18 protein-coding genes are annotated in these 21,083 nt (G+C 62.7%); 12 read left to right on the top strand and 6 right to left on the bottom strand.

The features are described 5' to 3' along the window. Positions 1-16 precede the first annotated feature (16 nt). From AC5E6W_RS14320 to AC5E6W_RS14345, 6 genes are all read left to right on the top strand, one after another. Entirely contained in the window at positions 17-1,321 is a 1,305-nt protein-coding gene (locus AC5E6W_RS14320) for a glycosyltransferase 87 family protein (RefSeq protein WP_491752992.1), read from the top strand. Next, the gene (locus tag AC5E6W_RS14325; RefSeq protein ID WP_491752993.1) at positions 1,318-3,123 is read left to right on the top strand and encodes a glycosyltransferase family protein; all 1,806 of its coding nucleotides are present in this window, start codon (positions 1,318-1,320) and stop codon (positions 3,121-3,123) included. The genes AC5E6W_RS14320 and AC5E6W_RS14325 overlap by 4 nt, the downstream gene beginning before the upstream one ends. 132 nt (positions 3,124-3,255) lie before the next feature. Then, complete coding sequence (locus AC5E6W_RS14330) at positions 3,256-3,429, top strand: hypothetical protein (protein WP_491752994.1); 174 nt, start codon at positions 3,256-3,258, stop codon at positions 3,427-3,429. A 275-nt stretch (positions 3,430-3,704) separates the two neighbouring features. After that, positions 3,705-4,298 (top strand): dTDP-4-dehydrorhamnose 3,5-epimerase family protein, encoded by a 594-nt coding sequence (locus AC5E6W_RS14335; protein WP_491752995.1) that lies wholly within the window; start codon positions 3,705-3,707, stop codon positions 4,296-4,298. Positions 4,299-4,361: 63 nt separating this feature from the next. Beyond that, entirely contained in the window at positions 4,362-5,303 is a 942-nt protein-coding gene (locus AC5E6W_RS14340) for a glycosyltransferase family 2 protein (protein WP_491752996.1), read from the top strand. Continuing rightward, complete coding sequence (locus tag AC5E6W_RS14345) at positions 5,293-6,567, top strand: glycosyltransferase family 87 protein (protein ID WP_491752997.1); 1,275 nt, start codon at positions 5,293-5,295, stop codon at positions 6,565-6,567. Before AC5E6W_RS14340 ends, AC5E6W_RS14345 begins: the two co-directional genes overlap by 11 nt. A gap of 60 nt (positions 6,568-6,627) precedes the next feature. Here the strand turns inward: AC5E6W_RS14345 and AC5E6W_RS14350 are convergent, their stop codons facing one another. The 4 genes from AC5E6W_RS14350 to AC5E6W_RS14365 form a co-directional block, all read right to left on the bottom strand. Beyond that, positions 6,628-7,473, bottom strand: coding sequence for an SDR family oxidoreductase (locus tag AC5E6W_RS14350; RefSeq protein ID WP_491752998.1), 846 nt, complete (start codon positions 7,471-7,473; stop codon positions 6,628-6,630). A 208-nt stretch (positions 7,474-7,681) separates the two neighbouring features. Then, on the bottom strand, positions 7,682-8,455 hold the full coding sequence (locus tag AC5E6W_RS14355; protein WP_491752999.1) for an SDR family NAD(P)-dependent oxidoreductase: 774 nt from the start codon (positions 8,453-8,455) through the stop codon (positions 7,682-7,684). A gap of 77 nt (positions 8,456-8,532) precedes the next feature. Beyond that, positions 8,533-9,357 carry an SDR family oxidoreductase gene (locus tag AC5E6W_RS14360; protein WP_491753000.1) on the bottom strand — a complete coding sequence of 275 codons (825 nt, stop codon included), beginning with the start codon at positions 9,355-9,357 and terminating at the stop codon, positions 8,533-8,535. Between the two features lie 199 nt (positions 9,358-9,556). Continuing rightward, positions 9,557-10,498: a sugar phosphate isomerase/epimerase family protein gene (locus AC5E6W_RS14365; RefSeq protein WP_491753001.1), complete on the bottom strand. Its 942-nt coding sequence runs from the start codon at positions 10,496-10,498 to the stop codon at positions 9,557-9,559. A 106-nt stretch (positions 10,499-10,604) separates the two neighbouring features. Here AC5E6W_RS14365 and AC5E6W_RS14370 point away from each other — a divergent pair, with 106 nt between their 5' ends. The 6 genes from AC5E6W_RS14370 (at position 10,605) to AC5E6W_RS14395 (ending at position 19,495) form a co-directional block, all read left to right on the top strand. Continuing rightward, positions 10,605-11,105 (top strand): hypothetical protein, encoded by a 501-nt coding sequence (locus AC5E6W_RS14370; protein WP_491753002.1) that lies wholly within the window; start codon positions 10,605-10,607, stop codon positions 11,103-11,105. Beyond that, on the top strand, positions 10,993-14,364 hold the full coding sequence (locus AC5E6W_RS14375) for an Ig-like domain repeat protein (RefSeq protein WP_491753003.1): 3,372 nt from the start codon (positions 10,993-10,995) through the stop codon (positions 14,362-14,364). Before AC5E6W_RS14370 ends, AC5E6W_RS14375 begins: the two co-directional genes overlap by 113 nt. A gap of 158 nt (positions 14,365-14,522) precedes the next feature. After that, complete coding sequence (locus AC5E6W_RS14380) at positions 14,523-16,091, top strand: DUF7125 family protein (RefSeq protein WP_491753004.1); 1,569 nt, start codon at positions 14,523-14,525, stop codon at positions 16,089-16,091. A 61-nt stretch (positions 16,092-16,152) separates the two neighbouring features. Next, the gene (locus AC5E6W_RS14385; protein ID WP_491753005.1) at positions 16,153-17,241 is read left to right on the top strand and encodes a sensor histidine kinase; all 1,089 of its coding nucleotides are present in this window, start codon (positions 16,153-16,155) and stop codon (positions 17,239-17,241) included. An 80-nt stretch (positions 17,242-17,321) separates the two neighbouring features. Beyond that, positions 17,322-17,759, top strand: a complete 438-nt coding sequence (locus AC5E6W_RS14390) for a DoxX family protein (RefSeq protein ID WP_491753006.1) — start codon at positions 17,322-17,324, stop codon at positions 17,757-17,759. A 287-nt stretch (positions 17,760-18,046) separates the two neighbouring features. Further along, entirely contained in the window at positions 18,047-19,495 is a 1,449-nt protein-coding gene (locus tag AC5E6W_RS14395; protein ID WP_491753007.1) for a cyclic di-GMP-binding domain-containing protein, MshE-related, read from the top strand. A gap of 36 nt (positions 19,496-19,531) precedes the next feature. On the opposite strand, the gene arsB is transcribed toward AC5E6W_RS14395, so the two are convergent. Then, complete coding sequence (gene arsB / locus AC5E6W_RS14400) at positions 19,532-20,599, bottom strand: ACR3 family arsenite efflux transporter (RefSeq protein WP_491753008.1); 1,068 nt, start codon at positions 20,597-20,599, stop codon at positions 19,532-19,534. Next, positions 20,599-21,009 (bottom strand): ArsR/SmtB family transcription factor, encoded by a 411-nt coding sequence (locus AC5E6W_RS14405; RefSeq protein WP_491753009.1) that lies wholly within the window; start codon positions 21,007-21,009, stop codon positions 20,599-20,601. Before AC5E6W_RS14405 ends, arsB begins: the two co-directional genes overlap by 1 nt. Between the last annotated feature and the right edge of the window lie 74 nt (positions 21,010-21,083).

Genomic DNA, 21,083 nt, shown 5'->3' on the forward strand with positions numbered 1-21,083 from the left:
CAGGAGAATCAGGCAAGTGCCGACTCTGGATCATCCCCCGGGCGAAGAGCGTTTGCCCAAATCGTTCCTCGCGTTTCTGATCGCTAGTTTCTCCTTCTCTCTGGCGTCCATCCTGCGCGTGATGTTGTACTCGGCTCGTCTCCACGATCAAAGTTCATTGGTCCTGCTTTGGCCAGCGCCACCCGCGTTCGACTTCTACGACTATCTCCTTCGCTTCCGCTTTCTACACCAGCCTTACTTCTTCAGCGCCCCTGGCTACCCCTGGTACTACCCTGCGCCAGGGGTCTTCGCCTATCAGGCGTTTTATGCCTTTGGCCCCACCCCAAAACTCTGGTTCCGCGGCTTCGCTGTATTCGCTCTCGCCATCATCGTGTTGTGTGTTGGGGCGGCACATTACCTCAAAGAATCCCTTGCTTCCCATGGCCTGTCCTCGCTCACCGCGAGCCGCTTCTGCTTCGCAGCGCTGATCACCTCCTGGCCCATCTATTTCTCACTCCAGCGCGGCAACATGGAGTCCGTCCTCTGGTTCCTCTTTGCCGCGGCAATCTGGGCCATCTGGCGTGACCACTGGATGACCGGCGCCGTTCTGCTTGGCATCGCTGCATCCTTCAAGATCTATCCCGTCCTTTGCTTTGCCTTGTATCTTCGGCCCCTCCGCTGGAAGCAGCTCCTCGCCGGGCTCCTCGCGATGGCCGCAACCACGCTCCTCGCCCTGCGTTACATCGAGCCAGACATCCTGCATGCCTTCCATCACGTAACCACCGGCATCCGGCAATGGACGCTGGATTACTCAACCTTCATCGACACCAACACCCTCAACTACGACCACTCTCTCTTTCAGCTCGTCAAGCTCGCGGACATCCCCTTCCACCACGACATCACCCCACTTCTACACACGTACGTCATCATCACTGCGATCGTCATGTCGTTTGCTTTCCTCGCGCGTGTGCTCTGGCTGCCTCGCGTGAATCAACTCCTGTTTCTCTGCACAGCCTGCGTGCTTCTTCCGCCCACATCGTTCGATTACACCTTGCAGAATCTCTATATCCCCTGGGCTGCCATCCTCGTTCTTATCCTCAGAAAACGCCTCAATACCGCCTGGACCATGGTTCTCATGATTCTGTTTGCCGTAGAGATGGCGCCCATGACCTTTCTCTCGCACGGGATCGTCTCCATCAACGGCCCGGTCAAAGGTGTCGCCCTGCTGGCCATGCTCGGGATCGCAGCCCTCGTCCCACTCGACCACTCACATCGTCCTGGCGCGGAAACTTCGCCCTTCCGTTGGAGACGTCAATCCACAGAACAGGAAGCCCTCTCGTGAGCGTGTCAAGTGCCGGCAATCTGCCCGCCGACTCCCGGCCCAGCCTCCCGCTTTCGATCGTCGCAACGCCGCTGCTCACCCTCGCGGTAGCGACAGCGATGGACTACGTTCCCCGCGCTGCCCCATTCTTCGTGGCCGGCGACACCTCGCCGGGCATGCGAGGCATCGCCCTCCAGTGGTTCGCACATCAGCTTCGCTACGACGTTCTCATCTTCGGCCTCACCGTCATCGCTTTTGCTGCCTGGCCACTGATCCTCCGTCTCCGCACTGAACTGCGTGCAAGCTGGCGCTCTGGCTTTGACACCTCTGCTCTCGCCGCCGCCTGCCTCTTCTTCACCGCCTTCATCGTGTTCTTCGGCCGCCGGCAGTTCGGAGGCTACGACCACAGTATCCTCGTCGACATGGGCTGGCGCGAATACCTCGGCCAGCATCCCTACACCGGCTTCCCGGCCACCACGCCACCCCTCTTCAACCTCGGCATGGCCTGCGCCTACCGCCTCTTCGGCGTTCGCTGGGATGCCAACCTCCACGCCACGGCCCTGTTCACCTGTATCACCTTCCTCTGGCTCTACAGCCTGCTGCGCCGGTTCCCGCTGAGTCGCCCCGTGGCGTACCTCACCGCTTTCGCGGTCCAATCCGCTGCCACCTTGACCCTCTGCTTCTGGTGGTATAACAACACCACGCTGGTGCTGGCCGCCGTCTTCTATGCCAACTGTCTCGTGCTCTTGCATCGGCCCGCGAGCCGCCCCGAACATGAAACCCGCTGGGCCGAGTGGTCGTTCCCTCTCGCCTTCGCGCTCCTCGCGCTCACCAAACCCAACATCGCCGGCATCGTCCTTCTTTCCGGCACGCTGATCCTCTTGGTCGCCTCGCCCCGGCGCGGCCGTCTCCTGATCTTGGCCAGCATCGGGGCCGCGTTGGCTGTGCTTCTCCTGCTCGCCGGTCATGTCTCCATCCCGCACATGCTGAGCTCGTACCGCGCCATCTCCAGGGAGCGTGGACTCTTCAGCGACTTCGGCCTCGCACCTCGTCTTCCGCTCGAGCGCCTCATCATCGCTTACTGGTTCTTCCTGCTTTCGCTCCCCATCCTCGGCCTGGTCCTGACCTTGCGCACGCAACTCCGCGACCGCCGCCTGCCCATGTTGCTGCTCCTGCTCATCGGCCCGCTCGTAGCCTTCTACGGCCTGCGCACCAACGGCGAGTTCCAGGACGTCGAATGCACCTGCCTCCTCCTCGCCGGCGTCGTCGCAGTCGCCGGGCTCGGGACAGCCCCGCCCCAATCCAGGCGCTTCTACTTCGCACTCATGATCGCCATGATTGGCTCAGACCTCTACCTCGGCGCCGAGCGACTGCGCGTCTTCACCATCGGTCCCCTACGGTTCTTCGAGTGGAACAACGCCACCCACACCGTCATGTCCGGATACTTCCGTGGTCTGCACACCGGCCCCATCTTCACCGCGGATGAAGCAGAGATCGCGCAGGCACTCAAAGACCAGCCCGGCACCGTCTACTTCGGGCCGCGCCTCGAGTTCAACTACGCTTCGTTCGGAATCGCCCCACCCGCGGACTTACCCATCTGGTGGGAGCCGGGAACGGCCTTCGCCAGCTCCGAGCAGCAGCACGTCATCGCACTCTGGCAGCACCACCAGTTCGCTACGCTCATCTTTCTCCACGGCGATTACATGTACTACCCGAAGGCCTTCACCGATCGGATTTTAGACGGCTACGCTCGCGATGCCCGCTATCCAGATCTCGATGTCTGGAGGCTGAAAGCGCTTGATAGCCCGACGCACCAGCAGTAGCCTTACAGCACGCTGCGCCCTCCGCAATCGGGCTCTGACGTCTCGCCCCAGAGAACGAGCCCTGCCGCTACACTGCCAACGCAGTGTCGGTCGCCGTTGGCTCCGCCAAATCGCCCTTCGATCTCTCCGACGGTGCATACCGGTCCCCTGCGCTCCGCAGGAGTCACGCAGGTCTACCACGCCCGCAAGATGCCCGGCATCTTCCTGCGTCACGTCCGAGCCATCTTCCGCATCGACCGTCAGACCCGAGAGCTCGGCCTGCGGATGCCCGCGATGGAAGGTTCCTCCGCCAACACCCAGCCCTAACCGTAGGAGCTGCGCGCCCGAGATCCAGGGTCCCCGCCGAGCGCACTTGCTCCACGGGGCGCAGATCCAGGTCCCCCCGGCAAAGCGCCTGCGCTGTCCGGAGTGCCCGTTCCATCGCAGCTGCAGCGTCGGCTCGCATGCGGCAAGACGATCCGCTCGCAGCTCGCGGCCTCACTCCCAGGAAGGCTGCACGACCTTCTAGGCCAATTGGGACAGTGAGCACCCTGCGCCTTTCAAGGTGCGGGTTTCCTTTTGCGCAATGTATCCTGTGCCAGATGTTGCCAGCAGCGATTCCACGCGCCCGTTCGCTCCAATTCGCAGAAACAAAGCTGCGCGGCTGTCTCGCCGTACAGTTCCCTTTGTTCGAAGACACCCGTGGGGCCCTCATGAAGACGATGCAGCGCTCCGTGTTTGAACGCGCCGGTCTCCAGGCCGACTTCCGCGAGGTCTTCTATACGGACTCCGTCAAAGGCGTGCTCCGCGGTATGCACTTCCAGGTCCCGCCCGCTGATCATGCCAAGTTGGTCTATTGCATCAGCGGCGCCATCTGCGACGTTGCCCTCGATCTGCGCGTAGGTTCACCCACCTACGGCCAGTACGAGGTCTACGAGCTTACCGCCGAAGCCAACAATGCGGTGTATCTGCCCTCCGGCATTGCGCATGGCTTTCTGGTCCGAAGCCCGCGTGCCGGCGTGCTCTATCACGTCACGACCGAGCATGACCCCGAACACGACCAGGGCATTCTCTGGAACTCGTTTGGCGCACCCTGGCCGACAGACAATCCCACGCTCTCCGCGCGCGATGCGGGGCATGTTCCGTTCGCAGCCTTTCGCAGCCCCTTCGTCTACAACAGTCCAACGGCATCCTAGTGATAGTGCCGTCTCAGTCTCTGCGGCATGAGATCGATCATCCATCCGGAGCAAGATTTGTCCATGACGAAACCTCTCGTTTCGATTGTCATCCCCGTTTACAACGAGGAAGACAACGTGCTCCCCGCCTACCAGGCGCTACATCCTCTCCTCGCGTCGTATGAGAGCGAATATGACTTCGAGATCGTCTTCACCGATAACCACTCGACCGACAAAACCCCCGATCTCCTCCGCGCGATTGCCATGGGAGATCCTCGTGTGAAAGCCTTCCGCCTCTCACGGAACTTCGGCTATCAGAAATCGATTCTCACAGCCTATCTCCGCTGCTCCGGAGACGCCGCCATTCAGCTCGATGTCGATCTGCAGGATCCTCCCGAGATGATCGCGGTCTTTCTCAAGGAGTGGCGTGCCGGCGCCGACGTTGTCTATGGCATCCGCAAATCGCGGCTGGAAGCCAGGCGCTGGCAGTACGCTCGCCGCATCTTTTATTGGCTCGTCGACAAACTTTCCGAGGACCCTATCCCGCATAATGCCGGCGACTTCCGGCTCATCAGTCGGCGGGTCATCGAGCAGCTTCGCGTCATCGAAGACAACCAGCCATACCTTCGCGGAACCATTGCCAGCATGGGATTCAGACAGGTCGGCATCGACTACGCCCGGCGTGCACGCCAGATCGGCAAGACCAAATTCAGCTTCTACGATAACGTGATGCTCGCCCTCGATGGGCTCATCAATCAGTCGATCGTCCCTCTGAGGCTCGCCATTTATCTCGGCCTGTTCGTAGCCGTCGGCACTCTTGTCGCCATCGCAGGCTATCTCGTCGCCTACTTCACCACCGGGTTCCGCGCTCCAGCCGGTTTTACCACCATCACGGTACTTATTCTCGGATCGTTAGGCATCAACGCGATGCTCCTCGGCGTCATCGGCGAATATCTGGGCCGGATGTACCTTCAGATGAAGCGCAAGCCGATCTCCATCGTCGAGGAAGAGTTGCATGCCGGATAGCCGCTCCACCTGGCTTCAGAAGATTCAGTCTGCCTGGCTTGAGTTACCAGTCTCCCTGCGCGCGTTCGTCCTGCTCGACGCCGCCCTGTGGACCGTGAATCTCCTCTGCATCGCTATCTGCAGGCGGCTCCACTACGGTCTCCCCTACAACAACTTCCTGCTGGACGAACACTTCGGCGACCTCCTCGCTCTGCGGCCGCGCTTTTCCGAGATCCACACCATGGCGTTCTTCACCGACCGCCGCTCCTATCCCTTCATGTATCCGGCGCCCGTCGCCCTGCTTTATTCCTTCTTCTTCCTCTTCGGCGACCACGCGCTGGCGGTGTATTTGACCCTCGGCCTCGGGGCAGCAGCCTTCGCCACCTATCTGCTTTTCCGTGCCCTCCACCGCCGTGGCCTGTCTTCGCTCAGCGCCTTCATGCTCTCGGCCTTCCTCCTCATGAGCTCCTACCCGCTCATGTTCACCCTCAAGCAGGCCAACCAGGAACTCATCATCTGGATCTTCATGATGAGCGGCCTCTACGCGATCTTTCATCGCCGCGATAACCTCGCCGGCGCATGCTTCGGCGTCGCCATCGCCGCGAAGATCTTTCCATTTATCTATCTCGGCCTATTCCTGGCGCGCAGACGCATCCAGCCGATCCTCATCGCCGCATGCACCGCGGTAGTCGTTACGCTCGCTTCCCTGTTCCTGATCTATCCGAATCTCGTCGTCGCTTGGCGTCTCAACAACAAGGGGCTCGCTCAGTTTCGTCCGCTCGTGATCCTGCGCAATTACCCCCAGCGCACCTTCGATCACTCCCTCTTCGGCCTGATCAAAGCGGCACTCCACCCGCTGCCTCCCACGCAGACGCTGACGCACATCCTCACGGCCTATCTGGCCATGATGGCTGTCCTCGGTCTCATCCTGTACGTGGTCCGCATCCGGAAACTGCCGCTCATCAACCAGGTGCTCGCGCTCACCATCGCGTCGATCTGGTTTACGCCAACCTCGTTCGACTACACGCTGCTGCACCTCTATGTGCCGTGGGCCCTGCTCGCCTTCTTCGCCCTTCAGCACCGCGAGCATCCTCCCCGTTCACTGCTCTGGGCGATGCTGGCAATGGCCGTCCTCATGTCGCCGCAAAGCGAGATCATCCACCATGGCATGGGCTTTGGCGGCCAGTGCAAAGCGCTGATCCTGGGCGCGCTTCTCGCGCTTTCGCTGATCACGCGCTTCCGCATGCCCGAAGACCCCGCCTCTACAACGCCCGGCGCCGCCTGAAGCCGCCAGGACGCACGCATCCCGTCACGGCTCGCTCGCAAAGATAGACTTGCTCTCCGTCTACAACACGCTCCGTCCGCCATCCACAATCAGGTTCTGCCCCGTCATGTAACTGCTCGCATCCGAGCACAAAAACAGAATCGCGCCCTGGTACTCATCCTTCTTCGCCATCCGCGCCATCGGGATCAGCTGGTGCAGCTTCGCTGTGAACTCGTCGGGCTGGCCATTGAACACGCCGCCCGGCGAAATCGCATTCACCCGCACACCCTGCGCCACCCAGTAGGTCGCGAGATACCGCGTCAGCCCCAGCAGCGCCGTCTTCACCACCGAGTACGTCACCGGCTTCACCGGCTGCTCATGCTCCGGCAAACCCTCCTGCCGATACAGCCTCTGATCCGGCGCAATCACCGCCAGGTCCGACGCCACATTCAGGATCACGCCGCTGCCGGCCTTCGCCATCTGCTGCCCAAAGATCCGCGCGCAAAGAAACGCCCCCGTCAGCCCCACCGCAATGTCGTCGTTCCACGTCTTCTGCGGAAAATTCTCCAGCCGCGACCACGGCTTGCCCGGCTTCTGATCTTCCACCTTGGGATTGTTCGCCGCATTGTTGATCAGGATGTCGATGCGCCCGAACTCCGCGAGGATCGCCTTCTCCGCTTCCTCGATCGAGTGCTCGCTGGTAATGTCCACCGCCAGCCCCAGGCACTTCGGCCCATGCGCCGCCTCCAGCTGATCCGCCCGCAGTGAAGGGTTCGCCGCCGCCAGATCCAGCAGCACCACGTTCGCCCCAGCCTCCGCCAGGATCGCCCCATGGTGATACCCCAACAGCCCCGCACCGCCCGTCACAATGGCAACGCGCCCAGTCAGATCGAAGAGTTGTTCCACACGTCCCTGCTTACCGCTCATGCAAGCAGTATCTCAAACTGCAACTGCCCGGTGTGCCCCACCACAACCCCTCAAACCTCCAGCCTGCGCAGCGGGCGTCCTCATACCTCATCGCTCTACAGAAAATGCTCTTTCTCGTTCCCGGGCGTCCCCAATGAGATATGGGTTCGCAGGATCTACCAGAACCACTACGATTCCGGAATCGCACAACGTACAACGTACAACTGCCCTACACCACCCGCGTCTGCCCGCCATCCATCACGTAACAACTCCCCGTCGCAAACCCCGCCTGCTCCGAGCACAGATACACCGCCAGCGAAGCTATCTCCTCCGGCGTCCCAAACCTCTGCTGCGGAACCTGCGTCTTCAGCATCTCCTCAACACCCTCGCGATTCGCCGCGATCCGCTTCTCCCAGTTCCCTCCCGGAAACAAAATATTCCCCGGAGCAATCGTGTTCACGCGCACCTTATCCTCCGCCACCAGCCGAGAAAGATTCTTCGCATAGTTATTCAGCGCGCCCTTGGCGGCTGAGTAAGGCAGCGGCGCCGCCGTAGCCTCGACGCCCGTAATCGACGAGATAAACAAAATGCTCCCACCACGCTCCTTCAAGTGCGGAATCGCCGCCTGCGCCAGCCGCACACTCGCGAAGAAGTTCGCCTCAAACAGCCGCGCCCACTCCTCGTCCGCCTGATCCCATCCCGGCTTGCCCGCGCCGGTACCCAGGTTCGCGATCAAGTGATCGATGCGACCAAAGTGCTCCAGCACCCGCGTCATCGCCGCCGCAATCACGTTCGCATCCGCAAGGTCGCCCACGATCGGCAGAATGCGCTCGAAGTTCGAAGCATTCGCCAGCTCGCGCACCGTCCGCTCCAGCGCCGACTCATCCCGTCCCGTCAGCACCACCGAAGCGCCTTCATCCAGCAACGCCACGGCAATCGCCCGCCCAATGCCCCGCGACGACCCCGCAACAAACGCAACCTGCCCATCCAATCCAAGATTCATCGCCAGTCCACCACCGTACTGTCTTTTGTTCTTAGTTCTTAGCTAGAAGCGAGAAGCTAAGAGCTAGCAGCTATCCCTCAAACCGAAGTCCATCCACCATCCACCAGCAAATTCTGCCCCGTCACATACGTGCTCGCATCGCTCGCGAGAAACACCAGCGCCCCGCATAACTCAATCGGCCGGCCAATCCTGCCTAGCACCGTATAACCCTTCAGCTTCTGTACAAACGGCGAATCTTCCTGCACCGCATTCTGCCCCGTGCCCACATCCTCCGTGTTAGAAAATGGTCCCGGCGAGATACAGTTCGCGCGCACACCGCTATGTCCCCAGAAGCTCGCTGTATAGCGAGTAAACGCCAGCAGCGCCGCCTTCGACGCCGAATATCCCGGTGGGTTCAGCGACTCCGTCCCCTCATACAGCTGCGGCCGAGGAGCCACCGTCGCATACATCGTCGCAATGTTCACAATCGACCCGCGCCCTTGCGCCTTCATCTTCGCGCCCAGAGTCTGCGTCGTCTGCACCGCCCAGTACACGCCGCCCTGCAGGTTCCTCTGCCACTGGTCAAACGTCGAATTCTCCAGCGACCCCTCCGGCACATTGAACCCCGTAGCCGAACCCAGTTCATGCGCGTTGTTGATCAACACATCGATCGTCTTCTCGCGAGCCGCAATCTCGCCACACAGCGCAGCCAGAGCCTCGCGGTCATACATATCGATCTGCTCCACCGCGATCTTGTCTTCGCCAAACTCCTCAGCCCACTTCGCCGCTTCGCTCTTCAGCCGCTCGCTGCGCCCCAGCGCGACCACACGCGCCCCATTCGCCAGCAGCGCCAACGCAAACGTCCGCCCCAGGAAGCCAGAAGCTCCCGTCAGCACCGCCGTCTTGCCTTCCAGCGAGAACAACTTCCCCCGCTCCAACTCCTCACGCGTCAACGCCACCCCACACCCCGATTCGTTTTTCCTCAAACCTCAATCGCTTAAAGCTCGCAGCTCGACAAGACCCATCTCCCAGCACTCCACCTGGCCCATCAACACCGAACCTCGCACCTCAAACCCTGAACTCCTCACCCCTCTACAGCTAAACCGAACCCGCACGTACCCATTACTCGAGATACTCCCGCACGAACGCTATTTGTGTCTTCAAAAACTCCACCTCATCGCCCGGGACGCCGCGAGCCACCTGCAGCGTAAATCCACCGCGATACCCAATCGACTTCACCGCCCGAAACACATCCTCAAAGTCCGCCGACCCCATCCCCAGTGGCCGCGTCTCAATCCCGCCCTCCGGCTTGCGATAGCGATCCTTGATATGCACCGACCCCACGCGCTCGCCATAGGCCGCAAACTCTTCGCTCGCCACAAACCCCAGCCCCGACGAGTTTCCCGAGTCCCAGTTCACCTTCAGCATCGGATGCGGAATCCGCGTGAGGAAGTCCGCAAACTCCTCCGGCCCAAAGTCCGCCTCGAGATGCAGTTCCACACCATAACGCTCCGCCACCGGCAGCGCCCGCTCCAACACGCCGACGACCTGCCGCTTCTCGTCCTCATTCGCCATGCGCGACTGATCGACAAATGGCAGCACCATCTTCACCGCGCCAATCCGCTTCGCTATCGGAATCAGCTCGTGCAGGTGCGCCTCGCGCTCCTCGCGCTCACCGTCCGTACACCGGATCAGTGGAAAATCCATGAACCAATCCCCACAGAGCGCCGGCGTCGCAATCCCTGTCTCCGCCTTCAGCAGATCCATCTCCACCAGGCCCGTCTCGGAGAAGATCGGGTTCGCTCCCGCCGCATAGGCCGCCGCATCCGCCGCATCGGTAAACCACCGCTTGTCACTAGGGTCCGCCGCCGCCCCATACGCATCGTGGATCCACTCGATATACGCCAGCCCCGCCGCCCGCGCCCGCGCAAACTCCTCACGCCACGCCAGCCGCGGAAACGACTGAAACCGCCCATCCTCCGGCGGAGCCAACCGCCCCTGCATCACCCCAATCGCGTGCTCGCGCACCACGCTCCGCTCATCCGTCCCGACCCCGTGATTCATGAGCCCAAGAATACAACCGCCCTCACACGGACCGACTGTCACACCCCGCACCGGCCTTTCACGATATCCTGCGCACAACCGAATCCCAGAGCACCCCAAGGCCCCGATGCTTCCCCAGCTTCGCCTCACGCCGCGCCGCGCAATCCGCCACGCCGTCTCCCTCTGCCTCACCGCGCTGCTCGCGCTCGCCGCGTCCGCCCAGACCACCCGCAACGTAGGCCAGGGCCAGACCTACACCACCATCCAAAGCGCCATCGACGCCTCCATCAACGGAGACACCGTCCTCGTTTCCCCCGGCACCTACTACGAGAACATCGACTTCAAAGGCAAAGCCATCACCGTCACCAGCACCCCCGCACCCGCGGGAGGCGCCGCCAATACGATCCTCGACGGTAGCAACAGCGGTCCGGTCGCGTACCTCGGCTCGTCCCTGCCGAACGCTCCTGCACAACTTCTGGGCTTCACCGTCCAACACGGGGTTCCTGTGCTCACGTTTGGCACCTACCCCCGCTGTTTACAACTATGGTGGCGCCGTCGTCCTTCTTGGATATGCGACCGTCGCCCAGAACACGATTCAGAACAATGCAAGCTGCGGAGTCGACATTGAGGTCTCAGGTGTCAGCATTGTCGGCAATCACATTCTGAACAACACCCCAACCAACACCGCCGGTGGCGACTGCCGCGTCAATGCCTTCGGCGTGTTTGTGAATGAGACTGTCGCCGTTGGCTACGAAAATCCCCCGCCCGTCATTCTCATCAGCGGCAACCTCATCGAGAACAACGCATACGCCGGCATCTCGTTCAACCAGGTGGGTGGCGACGAGACCATTCTGATCGAAGGCAACACGATCCGCGGCAACGGACTCGGCAGCGCACTTTTCAACGAAGGCGGAATCAACCTTGAAACCTTTAACACCGTGACGGTTCGGAACAACCTCGTCTACGGCAACGGAGGCACGGGGCTTACCCTTTGGCTCGGCCAGTACTACCTTTACAACAACACGTTCTTCAACAATTCCCTCACCGTAACCAGCTACCAATATCCTTCCAGCTCCGGCACCGAGCTTTGGGGCGGCAGCGAAGGTTTCGTTCAGGCAGAGAACAACATTTTCGTCGGGAACAATTCCGCCACGCCGACAGTCGGCTGTGGCCCATTTCCGCCATCCCTGAACAGTGTCGGTTCGGGAATTCTCGCGCTCCCCAACGTCTTCGATCACAACCTCATCTACAACACCGTCACGCACACAGGCAGCATCGGTTGCGACCAGAACTCCACCTCCTACGGCAATCTGTTCACCGACCCGATTTTTCGCAATGCAGCGACAAACGACCTTCACCTGCAAACAGGTTCGCCGGCCATCGACTCCGGAAACAACAGCGTTACGACCCCGCAGGAAACAGACCTCGAAGGTCAGCCTCGCGTGCAGGACGCCACTGGAGTGGGTTATCCCATCGTCGACATGGGGGCCTACGAGGCGTCGGGACTTGTCGACACGCCCGTCACCGCCACCGTGCTTACTCTTTCGCAAACCATCGTCTCCGCAGGCACGCAACCCCAGGGTTCGGTCCACGTCGGCGCTGGAACAGCGAATGCCCCCGGCTCGGTATCCCTGCAGGAAGACGGAACGACAGTCGGTTCCGCCACACTGGACCCCAGCGGCAACGCCGTCATTATCCTGCCACCGCAGACTCCAGGACTTCACGCCCTCGTGGCCATTTACGCGGGCGCTCCGGGATTCTCGCCCGGCGAATCCATCAAGACATGGCTCGGCGTCAACAACTACCCGACCACTCTCACGCTCAGCGCGCCGACGCCGGTCATCCTCAATCAGCAGGTAACGATTTCCGTCTCGATCACCTCGCCAGATAATGCGAAGCTTTCGCCCGTCACCGTCACCGACTCCACGACGGGCCAGCAGTTGGCCTCGCTCACGCCCGACGCCTCCGGCCACGCAACGTTCAGCACCAGTTTTTCAACCCTCGGATTTCATTCGCTGATCGCCAATTACAACGGTGACGCCACCCACAGCGGCGCCACGGCAAGTGCGACCGTGAGCGTCGTCTCCGGCATCGCCACTACCACCACCCTAACCTCCAGCCTCAACCCCTCCACCTACGCCCAGCCCGTCACCTTCACCGCAACGGTTACGGCCCAGACCGGGACCTCCATCCCCTCAGGCGCCATCCTCTTCTCCGACGGCCACACCACCCTCGCCACCATTCCCCTCGACGCCTCCGGCATCGCCACCTTCCCCACCAGCGCCCTCACCGCCAACGACCTCGGCACCAGCGCCTACCACCAGATCGCCGCCGTCTTCGTGCCCGCCGCAGGCTTCGCCACCTCCAGTGCCAGCCTCAATCAGGTCGTCAACGGCCTGCCCAGCGTCGCCGCACTCACCGTCACGCCTGGCTCCGGCACCCCCTCCACCAGCTTCACCCTCACCGCAGCCGTCAGCTCCGGAACGACCTCCACCACCACCGTTCCCACTGGGCGCGTCCTCTTCTACACCAGCACCCAAACCGGCGTCTCCGGCAACCTTCTCGGCTATGCCGACCTCACCAACGGCGTCGCCACCTTCACCTCCAAAGGCTTCCTCGGCGGCACCGACTACATCCTCGCCGTCTACATGGGCGACACCATCTACGCCCAGGCCAACTCCAACTACGTCACCCTCACCGTCACCACTCCCACCACCACCACCACCGCCGCCGTCTCGCCCGAACCCTCCACCTACGGCCAGCCCGTCGTCTTCAGCACCCACGTCACCGGAACCAACGGCCCCACCGGCGTCGCTCCCACCGGCCAGGTCGAGTTCGACTATTGCCACGGAGCCACCTACCGCGTCACGCTCGATGCCTCCGGCAATGCCAGCTACATCTCCCCCGTCGGCGCCGGTATAGCCGAGCCCGCCGGTTCCTGTCCCTTCACCGCAAAGTACCTCGGCGACGCCAACTTCCCCTCCAGCACCTCCACCATCGTCCCCTACATCGTCCTTCCCTCCGGCTCCGCGACCACCCTCACCACCTCCGCCGCCAACGCCTACATCGGACAGCCCGTCACCCTCACCGCTGCCATCGCCGGAACCCCCGCACCCGTACTCGGCCCCGGCGGCATCATCCTCCCGCCCGCGACCATGCAGCCAACCGGCACCGTTGCGTTCACCATCCACAGCGCAACCCTCGGCTCTGCAACCGTCACCAACGGCGTCGCCACGCTCGTCACCACGGCGCTCCCCGTAGGCTCCAGCACCGTCGTCGCCACCTATGCCGGTGACTCCGACCTCACCGGCTCGATCTCCGGCCCCATCACCGAGATCGTCACCAAGCCCGACTTCACCCTCACCGCACCCCAACCCGCCATCACCATCCAGAGCCGCCACAAGAGCTCGATGCCCCTGAACTTCACCTCGCTCACCGGTTTCAACGGCCCTATCACCGTCAGCTGCGTCCTACCCTTGCCCACGTGGCTCACCTGCGAGCCCCCCACCGTCTCGCTCCCACTCAACGGCACCGCCACCGGCACCCTCACACTCGACACTGACGGCGTCCCCAACTGGTACGGCGACCTCCGCTCTCCCTCCAACACAACCACCGGTCATGGCCTGGCCACGCACAGCACCCTCGCGCTCACCCTGCTGCCTTTGCTGGGCCTCGCCTCGTCGAGAAAACGCCGCCGCCAACAGTGGCTCGCGATCGCCCTCCTCGCCGTCGCGACCCTCACGCTCTCCTCCTGCGCCAACACCCTTCCGCAACACACCGCCGCCGGAACCTACACCATCCAGCTCCAGGCCACCGGAACCTCCACCAACGTCACTGTCCCCACCACGCACGCCGTCTCCATCACCCTCAACGTCACGCCTGAGTAGCCGACCCCCGGCAACCCGCAATCAGCGACATGCATCGCCCCCTTCGCTCCCGCGCCGGGGTGCGTCCCGCCGTGCGCGCACGAGCAACCTGCGCCCCTTCCACATAATCAAAACATTCGCGCGCAATCTCGTATTTGCGCCCGAATGGAGCAGTTTCGATGCCTCAAAAGTCGGGCCAGCGGCACAACCCAACGAACGCGACTTCGGCCAGCAGTCTCACGCCCGATAACTCCGAGGTCCGTCTCTCCACCGGCATCGAAGGCCTCGACGACATCCTCAATGGCGGCATTCCCAAGGGCCATCTCTACCTCGTCGAGGGCGACCCTGGCACCGGTAAAACCACCCTCGCGCTGCAGTTCCTCCTCGAAGGCGCACGCATCGGCGAAAAGGGTATCTACGTCACCCTCTCCGAGTCGAAGCTCGAGCTCGAGCAGGTCGCCCGCTCCCACGGCTGGGACATCTCCCCCATCACCATCTACGAGATGATCCCCTCCGACGAGGACCTCAGCGCCGAAGCCCAGTACACGGTCTTCCACCCCTCCGAGGTCGAGCTCGCCGACACCATCACCGCCATCCTCAAGCAGATCGAAATCGTCGATCCGCAGCGCGTGATCTTCGACTCCCTCTCCGAGTTCCGCATGCTCGCGCGCGATCCCCTCAAGTACCGCCGCCAGATCCTCGCGCTCAAGCGTTACTTCGCCGGCCGCAACTGCACCGTGCTCCTCCTCGACGACCGCACTGCCGAGGGCAGCTCCAACGATCTCCAGCTCCAGAGCATCGCCCACGGCGTCATCAAGATGCAGAGCCTCGAGCGCGACTTCGGCATCAAGCGCCGCCGCCTCGAGGTCCACAAGCTCCGCGGCTCGCACTTCCGCGAGGGCTATCACGACTACACCATCCGCACCGGCGGCCTCGCTACCTACCCGCGCCTCATCGCCTCCGAGCACATGCCAGGCTTCGAGCGCAAACCCATCCTCAGCGGTCTCCCGCAGCTCGACGATCTCCTTCGCGGTGGTCTCGACTCCGGAACCAGCTCGCTGCTCATCGGCCCCGCAGGCTGCGGCAAATCCACCATCGCTCTGCGCTACGCCTACACCTCCGCGCTGCGCGGTGAGAAGGCCGTCATCTTCACCTTCGATGAGTCCCTGAGCACGCTCATCGCCCGCGCCGAACATCTCGGGATGGATCCCGCCCCGCTCCTCGCCAACGGCACCCTCGAGATGCATCAGGTCGATCCCGCCGAGCTCTCGCCCGGTGAGTTCGTCTCCCGCATCCGCCGCATGGTCGACGAAGACGGCCTCCGTCTTGTCGTCCTCGACAGCATGAACGGCTTCCTCAACGCCATGCCGCACGAGCAGTTCCTCGCCATGCAGCTGCATGAGCTGCTCGCCTACCTCGGCCAGCAGGGCATCGCCACGCTACTCACGCTCGCGCAGCACGGCTTCATCGGCGCCACCAACTCGCCCATCGACGTCAGCTACCTCGCCGATACCGTGCTGCTCTTCCGCTACTTCGAGCGCGCCGGAGCCATCCGTCAGGCCATCTCCGTCCTCAAGAAGCGCAGCGGCTCCCACGAGCGCACCATCCGCGAGCTCATCTTCGCCGAGGGAACCATCCAGGTCGGGCCCCCGCTCGATGAGTTCGAAGGCGTCCTCACCGGAACGCCCACCTACATCGGCAAGAACGGAACAAACGGAAACGAGACCTCTCCTGAACCCGGCAAGTGACAAATCGCTCCGGGAGAGTCGCACCATCATCCTCGCCCCCGTCGGCAGGGACGCCCAGTTGATGGCAAGCTTCATGGAGAAGCTTGAGAAGCCCTGCCGCATCGTCAACTCCGTCGCTGAACTCTGCGAGGAGATCACCGCCGGCGCCGCCGCAGCCATCGTCGCCGAAGAAGCCTTCCGCGGCAGCTCCATCGACGTTCTCCAACCCGTCCTCTGCGAGCAGCCCCAGTGGTCGGACTTCCCGCTCCTCCTTCTCGTCGCCGGTGGCCGCGTCACCGCCGAAAGCGAGCGCTTGCGCAAGCTGCGCCTCCCCCTCGGCAACGTCCTTCTCCTCGAGCGCCCATTGCGCCCCGAAACCCTCGTCAGCACCCTCGACATGGCGCTGCGTGGACGTGCCCGCCAGTACCAGATCCGGGACCAGATGCAGCAGTTCGAGCGCGCCCAGGAAGCCCTCCGCCGCTCCGAAAAGCTCGCCGTCACCGGCCGCCTCGCCGCTAGCATCGCGCATGAGATCAACAACCCGCTCGAAGCCGTCACCAACCTCCTCTATCTCGTCCGCACCGAAGCGCCGTCGGAAGAAGCCCAGCGCTATCTCAAGCTCGCCGACCAGGAGCTGGCCCGCGTCGCGGAGATCACCAAGCACACCCTGCGCTTCTACCGCGAGCCCAATCAGCCCATCCAGGTAGACCTCGTCGCCGTCGTGGACTCCGTCCTCACCCTCTATCAATCGCGTCTCGTCGCGGCCAAGGTTGCGGTTGAAAAAGAAGTGCGCGCCGCATCGCTCTCCATCCTCGCCAGCCCCGGCGAGCTGCGCCAGATCGTCGCCAACCTCGTCGGCAACGCACTCGACGCCATGCGCCACGGCGGCCGCCTTCGCCTCCGCATCGCCGTTGCCTCCAACGCAAAGGACGGCCAGCCCAGGGCGCGCCTCTCCATCGCCGACACCGGCCACGGCATCCCCGCGCACATCCTCCCCACCATCTTCGAACCCTTCATCACCACCAAGGGCGAAACCGGCACCGGACTCGGCCTCTGGGTCAGCGATGAGATCGTGAAGAAAAACGGCTGGTCCATGCGCGTACACAGCCGCACCCGGTCCGGCTGCTCCGGCACGGTCTTCTCCCTGCTCATGCCAGTCTCCCTTGGCTGAAGCCGGTCTTCACGCCTGATGCCGCCATCGCGCCTGCGGCTGCCACGCGAGATCCTGCATCGAACCTCACTGGAGACACGATGCCCGAAATCTTAGACAAGCTCGCCACCAGCCCTTCAACCACTCCCGCGCAGGACGCCGCCCGCATCGCACTCGGCCTCGCACTCACCTTCGCCGGCGTCTCGCACCTCACCTTCGCGCGCAAGGACTTCCAGGCCCAGGTCCCACCCTGGCTGCCAGCCGATCCCGACACCGTCGTCCTGCAGTCCGGCATCGGCGAGATCGCCCTCGGCGTCGCGCTCATCGCTCTGCCAAAACAGAAAGCCCTGCTCGGCTGCGTCGCCGCAGGAGTCTTTGCGGCCATCTTCCCCGGCAACATCGCGCAGTACCGCGGCCGCCGCAACGCCTTCGGCCTCGACACCGACAACAAGCGCCTCACCCGGCTCTTCTTCCAGCCCGCCCTCATCGCCTGGGCCCTATGGTCCACCGGAGCTGCCACCGCCAAGGGCTCCCGCTGACGCACGCGGCCAATCCGGCCGCTACCACGCGTCGTCTTAGATCGCAATCACCAGCCCTTTGCACCACATCCACCTTCAGGGCAGGGAACGCTCCTGACCTCTCAGGCAAAATCAAAGCGGTCGTATTCATCTGGGAGACCGCTGCACAAGCCCCCGTTTTGTCAGGGCGGGACTTCAGTCCCGCCGTACGTGGAGTGGTTGCAATGCGGCTTTAGCCGCTGAGGCAATGCTCGGGACTTGATCAGAGTCTTCCTAAATGCTTACCCGGGGGACAGACCGCAGTGCGAATGCAGCTCGGAAATCTGCTGGTTCTGGCCAACCTGATTACCCCTGCGCAGTTGAACGATGCGCTCGAGCGCCAGATTGGTCAGAGCGGCCGCCTCGGAGACCACCTCGTCGCCGCCGGCTACATCACCGAGCAGGCATTGACTGCGTTCCTCGCTAAGTTCCCCCCCGAGCCCAAGACCGTCGAAGCCACAGGCCTCGAGGCGACGGACCTCACTGAGCTCCTCATCAAGCAGATCTACTCCTTCCGCCTTCGCTCCCCCAGCGAGTTTGGCGACGCCATCAAGCTGCCCGGCTACATGATCACCGACCTCGTCCGTGCAGCCGTCGAGCGCAAGCTGCTCTACGCCAAAGGCGTGCGCTCCGACAACACCGCGATCATGACCTACGACCTCACCGAAGAGGGCAAGCGGTTCGCGATCGATGCGATGCAGCAGTCGCAGTACAACGGTCCCGCTCCGGTAACGCTCGAGCAATTCAACCGGCAGGTCAACCTGCAGAAGATCACGGATGAAGTTGTGACCTTCCAGCTCGTGCGCGAGCGCATTGGCGACCTCAATATCGCCGAAGAACTCCTCGAACAGGCCGGCCCCGCGCTCAATTCCGGCCGCGCCATCCTGCTCTACGGCCCGCCCGGCAACGGCAAGACCACCTTCGCGCTTCGCCTCTCGGACGTCTTCCGGGATATCGTGTACGTCCCCTACGCCGTCACAGTCGAGGGCCAGATCATCCGCGTCTTCGATCCCAGCGTCCACATCGCAATCAAGCTGGGCTCCGACGCAGAGATGCGCGCACCCTCCATCCTTCGCGGCGAGGAAGTCGACGCCCGCTGGGTCGCCTGCAAGCGGCCCTTCATCGTCGCCGGCGGCGAGCTCACGCTCGAAATGCTCGACCTCCGCTACGATCCCGTCTCCAAGCTGTACGAGGCCCCGCTGCACATGAAGGCCCTCGGCGGCTGCTTCGTCGTCGACGACTTCGGCCGGCAGCTCGTCAGCCCCGCCAATCTCCTCAACCGCTGGATCGTGCCCCTCGAGAACCGCATCGACTATCTCAAGCTGCATACCGGCAAGAGCTTCAGCATTCCGTTCGACGAGCTCGTCCTCTTCTCCACCAACCTCGATCCCGAAGACCTCATGGACCCGGCGTTTCTCCGCCGCCTCCCCTACAAGATCGAGATCGGTGCTCCCTCCGTGGAGCTCTTCAAGCAGATTCTCGCCAAGGAAGGCCTGCGGCATGGCATCCAGATCGACGAGGAGATGCTCAACGCCATCGTCCATCGCATCCAGGTAGAAAAGCAGCTCGATCTCGCCGCCTTCCAGCCGCGATTCATCCTCGATCAGGTCGCCGGCTCCTGCCGCTTCGCCGAAGAGCCCGTCTCCCTCAACCCGAGATACCTCAAATACGCCATCAACAATCTGCGCGTCACACGCGTAAATACCGAGGGGAGTTGAGATTCTCCCATCGTCACGGGCCTATACGGGGGTTCATCAGAAGAGTCTGCGCCGCAGCCAGAACGCCACGTTGACCAGCCCGATCAGCGCCGGCACCTCGATCAACGGTCCCACCACTCCCACAAACGCCTCGCCGGAATTCAACCCGAACACCGCCACCGCCACCGCAATCGCCAGCTCGAAGTTATTCCCCGCCGCGGTAAACGATAGCGTCGCGGACTGCGCATAGTCCGCGCCCAGCCGCTTCCCCATCCAGAAGCTCACCAGGAACATGATCAGGAAGTACACCACCAGCGGCACCGCGATCTTCACCACATCCAACGGCAGTCGCACAATCAAGTCGCCCTTGAGCGAGAACATCACAAGGATCGTGAACAGCAGCGCAATCAGCGTCAGCGGACTGATCCGCGGCACAAATCTCGTCCGATACCACTCCTCACCCTTCGCCCTGAGGAGCAGGTACCGCGTCACAAATCCCGCCGCGAATGGGACGCCGAGATACAGCCCCACGCTCTTCGCAATCTGCCCGATGCCGATAGGCACCACGCTCCCTTCGAGCCCGAACCACTTTGGGAGCACGGTGAGAAATGCCCATGCATACACGCTGTAGAAGAGCACCTGGAAGACGCTGTTGATCGCCACCAGCCCCGCAACATAATCCGTATCGCCCTCGGCCAGCTCATTCCACACCAGCACCATCGCGATGCAGCGCGCGATCCCGATCAGGATCAACCCGCGCATGTATGCCGGTTCGCCGCGCAGGAAGATCACCGCCAGCGCAAACATCAGTACCGGTCCAATCACCCAGTTCTGCACCAGCGACAGCGCCAGGATGCGCTTGTTGCGAAACACCTCGCCCAGCTTCTCGTAACGAACCTTCGCCAGCGGAGGAAACATCATCACGATCAAGCCGATCGCAATCGGAAGGTTCGTCGTCCCCGATTGAAAGCGGTTCACAAACGCCGCAGAACCCGGCACGAAGTGTCCGAGGCTCACGCCCACAGCCATCGCTAGAAAGATCCACAGCGTCAGGAAGCGATCCAGGAACGATAGCTTCTTGCGCTGCGCCGGCGCGCACACATTGCCTTGCATCGTGACACCCATTAGCAAGCCTCGCAGCACGGCTCAGAGACATCCGCCGGAATCGGCGCACCATCCAGCGCGTATCTCGCAGGCGAGCAGCAGGCCTTCGCGAGACGCGTCCGGTCCGCCTGCATCGCCTTCTCTTCCTTCAACGACTCCAGCGTCTGCCGCAGCACCTGCGCCGCCCCGATGTGTTGCGGCATGGCAATCCTGTAATGCATCCACTTGCCCTCGCGCCGAGCCGCAACGATGCCCGCGTTCCGCAGATACGCCAGGTGCCGCGAGATCTTCGGCTGTGGCGCGCCCAGGATCTCCACCAGGTAACACACACACACCTCCTGCTCTCCCATCAGGTTGAGCAGCCGGAGACGCGTCGCATCCCCGAGAGCCTGGAAGAACTGCGGCAGATCGAATTGCTTGGTCCGTGCCATGAGCCTATGTATACGCCTTGACGAATACGTGCGCAAGACATACATTCACTTTGACGAATATGTCGGAGGCTCAC

This window comes from Bryocella sp. (assembly GCF_058498515.1).

What these genes read in the sequence shown, in the direction of transcription:
- AC5E6W_RS14335 (WP_491752995.1), top strand. Translation starts at nt 3,705, where the DNA reads ATGTTGCCAGCAGCGATTCCACGCGCCCGTTCGCTCCAATTCGCAGAA.
- AC5E6W_RS14340 (WP_491752996.1), top strand. Translation starts at nt 4,362, where the DNA reads ATGACGAAACCTCTCGTTTCGATTGTCATCCCCGTTTACAACGAGGAA.
- AC5E6W_RS14345 (WP_491752997.1), top strand. Translation starts at nt 5,293, where the DNA reads ATGCCGGATAGCCGCTCCACCTGGCTTCAGAAGATTCAGTCTGCCTGG.
- AC5E6W_RS14350 (WP_491752998.1), bottom strand. Translation starts at nt 7,473, where the DNA reads ATGAGCGGTAAGCAGGGACGTGTGGAACAACTCTTCGATCTGACTGGG.
- AC5E6W_RS14355 (WP_491752999.1), bottom strand. Translation starts at nt 8,455, where the DNA reads ATGAATCTTGGATTGGATGGGCAGGTTGCGTTTGTTGCGGGGTCGTCG.
- AC5E6W_RS14365 (WP_491753001.1), bottom strand. Translation starts at nt 10,498, where the DNA reads ATGAATCACGGGGTCGGGACGGATGAGCGGAGCGTGGTGCGCGAGCAC.
- AC5E6W_RS14370 (WP_491753002.1), top strand. Translation starts at nt 10,605, where the DNA reads ATGCTTCCCCAGCTTCGCCTCACGCCGCGCCGCGCAATCCGCCACGCC.
- AC5E6W_RS14380 (WP_491753004.1), top strand. Translation starts at nt 14,523, where the DNA reads ATGCCTCAAAAGTCGGGCCAGCGGCACAACCCAACGAACGCGACTTCG.
- AC5E6W_RS14385 (WP_491753005.1), top strand. Translation starts at nt 16,153, where the DNA reads ATGGCAAGCTTCATGGAGAAGCTTGAGAAGCCCTGCCGCATCGTCAAC.
- AC5E6W_RS14390 (WP_491753006.1), top strand. Translation starts at nt 17,322, where the DNA reads ATGCCCGAAATCTTAGACAAGCTCGCCACCAGCCCTTCAACCACTCCC.
- AC5E6W_RS14395 (WP_491753007.1), top strand. Translation starts at nt 18,047, where the DNA reads ATGCAGCTCGGAAATCTGCTGGTTCTGGCCAACCTGATTACCCCTGCG.
- arsB (WP_491753008.1), bottom strand. Translation starts at nt 20,599, where the DNA reads ATGGGTGTCACGATGCAAGGCAATGTGTGCGCGCCGGCGCAGCGCAAG.
- AC5E6W_RS14405 (WP_491753009.1), bottom strand. Translation starts at nt 21,009, where the DNA reads ATGGCACGGACCAAGCAATTCGATCTGCCGCAGTTCTTCCAGGCTCTC.